Here is a 5,016-nt window from a genome sequence, read left to right as displayed (position 1 = left end):
ATCCGCTAGGGTCGAGCCATGTCGCGTCTGCTCGTTCGTCGTCCGTCTCCGCGCCTCGCCGACGGCGAGGTGACCCACATCGGGAGGACCTCGGTCGATCCCGATCTCGCCCAACGTCAGTGGGAGGCCTACGTCGACGTCTTCCGCACCCGCGGGTGGGAGATCATTCAGATCGATGCGGCCGATGAACAACCCGACGGCGTGTTCGTCGAGGACGCCGTCGTCGTGTTCGGAGATCTTGCGGTCCTCTGCCGCGCGGGAGCCGAGTCACGTCGGGGGGAGGCTCCGACGGTGCGGGAGGCCGTGGCCGCCACCGGCCTCGAGGTGGCCGAGATCGTCGCCCCCGGCACCCTCGACGGGGGCGACGTTCTGAAGATCGGCTCGACCGTGTATGTCGGTGCCTCATCGCGCACGAACGCCGACGGTATCGCTCAACTGACCGCACTGCTTGCTCCGCGCGGATGGCAGGTCGTCGCGGTCCCCGTCGAACGCGTCCTACACCTGAAGAGCGGTGTGACGGCGTTGCCCGACGGGACCGTCGTCGGTTTCGAGCCCCTGGTCGACGACCCGGCCGCGTTCCCGACGTTCGAGAGCGTGCCCGAGGAGCACGGTACGGCGGTCGTCGTCCTCGGCCCCGACGAGGTGCTGATGTCCTCCGACGCCCCCGAGACCGCCGCCCGCTACGAGGCGCGTGGGCTCCGCGTCGTCGCGACCCCGATCACCGAGTTCGAGAAGCTCGAGGGCTGCGTCACCTGTCTTTCGGTGCGCATCCGCGACTGAGTTCTCCGACCGGCGTCCGGCTCGTGCCGCAGCGGACGCGGACCAACGCAACGGATGCGGATCGCGGGGGGCGCGGCATCCGATTCTGTTGCTGATCTCCGCTTCTGCGGCCGTGATCAGTCCGCGAGCGTCGCCGCGTAGTCGGGGACGTAGTTCTGCAGCTCCCGCGGCGGGCGTTCGTAACCACCGGATGCCGGGCGGGCTGGGATCGCGATCGGCGCGCGCTCGACCTCTTCATAGGGAATCTGCGAGAGCAGATGGTGGATCATGTTGATGCGTCCGCGGCGCTTGTCCTCGTTGTCGACCTCGAACCAGGGCGATTCCGGAATATCGGTGTGCACGAACATGGTGTCCTTCGCGCGTGAGTAGTCCTCCCACTTGGTGATCGAGAGGACGTCGTTGGGGGAGAGCTTCCAGCGTCGCATCGGGTCGTCGTTGCGAGAGCGGAACCGCTTCTCCTGTTCGACGTCCGACACACTGAACCAGTACTTCTTCAGCAGGATGCCGTCTTCCACCAGCATGCGTTCGAAGATGGGCACCTGATGCAGAAACCGGTGGTATTCGGCGTTCGTGCAGTAACCCATCACATGCTCGACACCGGCGCGGTTGTACCAGGACCGGTCCATCAGCACGATCTCGCCCGCCGCGGGAAGGTGGGCGATGTAGCGCTGGAAGTACCACTCGCTCTTCTCGCGCTCGGTCGGAGTGGGAAGGGCGACGACGCGTGTGACGCGAGGATTCAGGTACTGCGAGACGCGACTGATCGTCGAGCCCTTTCCGGCTGCGTCTCGCCCTTCGAAGATGACCACGATGCGTGATCCGGTGCTCTGCACCCACGCCTGCATGTCGACCAACTGCGCCTGCAGCCGCTTCAACTCGCGTTCGTACGTCTTCTTCGGCATCCGGTCGCTCATGACCAGATGCTATCCGTCGGGGGCGCCCGCGTGCTCAGGCGTGCAGCGCCTCGTTCAGGGTCACTCCGACGCCCTCGCGGCGCACTGCTTCGACCGCACCCGTCAGCGAGTTGCGGCGGAAAAGCAGGCTGTTCTGCCCCGACAGCTGGGCGCCCTTGACGATCGGGCGCGACCCGTCGTGCAGCGGAGGCTCGTTCGGGAGCACGATCTTGGATCCGGCCGTGACGTAGAGCCCGGCCTCCACGATGCAGTCGTCGCCGAGCGAGATGCCGATTCCGGCGTTCGCACCCAGAAGTGTGCGCGCACCGATCGATACGCGGTGCGTGCCGCCGCCCGACAGCGTGCCCATGATCGACGCGCCGCCGCCGATGTCCGAGCCGTCGCCGACGACGACGCCCTGCGAGATGCGTCCCTCCACCATCGAGGAGCCCAGAGTCCCCGCGTTGAAGTTCACGAAGCCCTCGTGCATGACCGTCGTGCCGGGAGAGAGGTAGGCGCCCAAGCGCACGCGGGAGGCGTCGGCGATGCGCACACCCGGAGGGGTCACGAAGTCGAGCAGGCGGGGGAACTTGTCGAGGCTGTGCACCTGGATGCCGGCGCGCTGCAGGGCCGGGCGCAGGCGTTCCGCGTCGTCGGGGTGCATCGCGCCCGCCGTGGTCCACGCGACGATGGGAAGGTGGGCGAAGATGCCGTCGAGGTTGAGCTCGTTGGGGCGGACGATGCGGTGCGACAGTGCGTGCAGGCGGAGGTAGGCGTCGGGGGTGGACTCCGGGGCGGCGTCGAGGTCGATCGTGACCGTGACGATGTCGACGTTCACCGCGCGACGTGCGTCGTGGCTCGCATACTCGGCCCAAGCCGGCGTGGCGGCCGTGTCGGCGTCGTCGGGGGCGCCGGTGTGCACCACCGGAAACCATGTGTCCAGGATCGTGCCGTTCTCGCTCGTCGTCGCGAGGCCGATGCCCCATACCGTCCGCTGTTCGCTCATGCCCTCCAGGCTATCGAAGGCGGACCCCTCGATAGACTCGCCCCATGCCCGTGCTCGACCTCACCGCATCCTCCGTCGACCTGACCCGAGCACTCTGTGACGTCCCGAGCGTGTCGGGCGACGAGACGACACTCGCCGACGCGATCTTCGCGGCGATCTCGCCGTTGGAGCACCTCGACGTCTACCGCGACGGCGACACGATCGTCGCGCGCACCCACCTCGGGCGCGCGCAGCGCGTGGCGATCGCGGGTCACATCGACACGGTGCCGATCAACGCCAACCTGCCGACCCGCGACATCGAGATCGACGGCGAAGCCTTCCTCTGGGGTCGGGGGACCGTGGACATGAAAGGGGGCACGGCGGTGCAGCTGAAGCTGGCCGCCGAGCTGGTCGAACCTCGAGTCGACATCACGTGGCTCTGGTACGACAACGAGGAGGTCGCATCGGACCTCAACGGTCTCACGCGCCTGGCACGCACGCGCCCCGACCTGTTCGCCGCCGACTTCGCGATTCTGGGGGAGCCGTCCAACGGTCAGGTGGAGGGCGGGTGCAACGGCACCCTGCGCGCCGTCGCCCGCACGCGAGGGGTCCGTGCCCACAGCGCCCGCTCGTGGATGGGGGAGAACGCCATCCACGCAGCGGCGCCGATCCTGGCGCGCCTGGCCGAGTATCGACCCCGCGAGATCGACGTCGACGGCCTCGTGTATCGCGAAGGGCTGAACGCGGTGCGCATCTCGGGCGGCGTCGCGGGTAACGTCATCCCCGACCTCTGCGAGGTGGAGGTCAACTTCCGTTTCGCTCCCAGCCGCAGCGTTGCCGACGCCGAAGCCCACGTGCGCCATGTGCTGGACGGATTCGATGTCGAGGTGGTGGATGCCGCAGCCGGCGCCCGGCCGGGACTGGACGCACCGCTCGCACAGGAGTTCCTCGCCGCGGTGGGTGCCGAGGCCCGCCCGAAATATGGCTGGACGGACGTTGCGCGTTTCTCGGCGCTGGGCGTGCCCGCTGTCAACTATGGACCCGGCGACCCGCTCTTGGCCCACCATGACGAAGAGCGGGTGCCGCTCGTCCAGATCGAGGACGTCGAGCGGAGCCTGAGGGCATGGCTGAACGGGCGCTGACCGCCGCCGCGCCGCTGCGAGGGACAGGTCCGCTCGGGCGGCTGCTCGTCCTGCGCCCCGCCGTTGCGGTCGCCGTCGTCTACCTCGCGGCCCGCGTGGTCACCACCGGCTTCCTGCTCGTCGCGGCCGAGCTGTCCGGCCCGACCTCGCGCTTCGGCGCGGATGCGACGATCGGAACCCTGTCGATGGGATGGGATGCCCAGTGGTACTGGGTCGTCGGCAGCGCCGGCTACCCCACGCACCTTCCCGTCGACGCGACCGGCGCGGTGACGCAGAACGCGTGGGCGTTCATGCCCGTCTATCCGGCGTTGACGCGGGTCTTGTCGGTGGTGTTCGCGGGCAACTACCCTCTCGCCGCTGTGGTCCTCGCCATCGTCGCCGGATACGGAGCGTGCCTCGCGTTCTTCCATCTCCTCCGAGAGAAGCTCGAGGCGGATGCGGCGCTGTGGGCGGTCGCGCTGCTGGCGGCATCGCCCCTCGCGGCGCTGTTCCAGATGGGCTACGCCGAGTCGCTGTTCCTGCTCTGGCTGTTCCTCGCCCTGCGGCTTCTGCTGCGGCGCCGGTTCGTGTGGCTGTACCCGTTGATCGTCGTCATGGGATACACGAGACCCGGCGTGCTGGCGTTCGCGCTCCTGCTCGGTGCCTACGGCGTCATGCGATGGGTGCGCCGGCGCGACGACCCGCTGCCGCCGGCGCAGGTGATGCACATCGTGGCGCTCGGCGTTCTCGCCGTGGTGGTCGGCTTCTCATGGCAGGTGATCGCGGGCATCGCCACGGGGGATCCCGCCGCCTACATGGAGACCGAGCTGTCGTGGCGGCGCGGGTGGATCGGCGAGGGCGGCTTCGTGCCGTTCGACGGGTTCGTGCAGGGGGCGGCGCTGTGGTTCCGCCTGTGGGGCCTCCCCGAGATCGCGGCATACGTCGCCCTCGCGGTGGCCGTGCTGGCCGTCGCGGCCGTGATCGCGTTCGAGCCGCACGTGCGGCGACTCGGCCCCGAAATGCGACTCTGGTCGGCGAGCTACGTGCTGTATCTGCTGGTCGTGTTCTTTCCGCAGTCGAGCATCTTCCGCCTCCTTCTGCCTCTCGCGCCGCTCTACGGGGCCATCGCCGCCCCGCGGCACGCTCTCTGGCGGTGGGGGATGCTCGTCGTCGGGCTCATCGGCCAGTGGTGGTGGATCTACCAGATGCTGGCGTTGGGCAACTCGACACCCAGATC

5 protein-coding genes are annotated in these 5,016 nt (G+C 68.7%); 3 read left to right on the top strand and 2 right to left on the bottom strand.

Annotated features, from left to right (window positions below; translation table 11 throughout):
• Positions 1-18 precede the first annotated feature (18 nt).
• Positions 19-780 (top strand): dimethylargininase, encoded by a 762-nt coding sequence (gene ddaH / locus I5I_RS05455; RefSeq protein WP_036317434.1) that lies wholly within the window; start codon positions 19-21, stop codon positions 778-780.
• A 116-nt stretch (positions 781-896) separates the two neighbouring features.
• Here ddaH and ppk2 read toward each other — a convergent pair whose 3' ends face one another.
• Positions 897-1,682 carry a polyphosphate kinase 2 gene (gene ppk2, locus I5I_RS05450; protein WP_036317436.1) on the bottom strand — a complete coding sequence of 262 codons (786 nt, stop codon included), beginning with the start codon at positions 1,680-1,682 and terminating at the stop codon, positions 897-899.
• A gap of 46 nt (positions 1,683-1,728) precedes the next feature.
• Complete coding sequence (gene dapD / locus I5I_RS05445; protein WP_036317432.1) at positions 1,729-2,679, bottom strand: 2,3,4,5-tetrahydropyridine-2,6-dicarboxylate N-succinyltransferase; 951 nt, start codon at positions 2,677-2,679, stop codon at positions 1,729-1,731.
• A gap of 44 nt (positions 2,680-2,723) precedes the next feature.
• Between dapD and dapE the strand changes: the two genes are divergently transcribed.
• Together dapE and I5I_RS05435 are read left to right on the top strand one after the other, a co-directional pair.
• Positions 2,724-3,800 carry a succinyl-diaminopimelate desuccinylase gene (gene dapE / locus I5I_RS05440; protein ID WP_036317430.1) on the top strand — a complete coding sequence of 359 codons (1,077 nt, stop codon included), beginning with the start codon at positions 2,724-2,726 and terminating at the stop codon, positions 3,798-3,800.
• The coding region (locus I5I_RS05435) for a membrane protein (protein ID WP_036317428.1) at positions 3,782-5,016 on the top strand (1,235 nt) is incomplete at its 3' end. The genes dapE and I5I_RS05435, both read left to right, overlap by 19 nt.

The sequence above is a fragment of the Microbacterium sp. B24 genome (assembly GCF_000333415.1).
GTDB lineage: Bacteria > Actinomycetota > Actinomycetes > Actinomycetales > Microbacteriaceae > Microbacterium.
The sequence above is the reverse complement of the archived record's forward strand: the minus strand, read 5'-3'. Positions and strand labels throughout refer to the sequence as shown.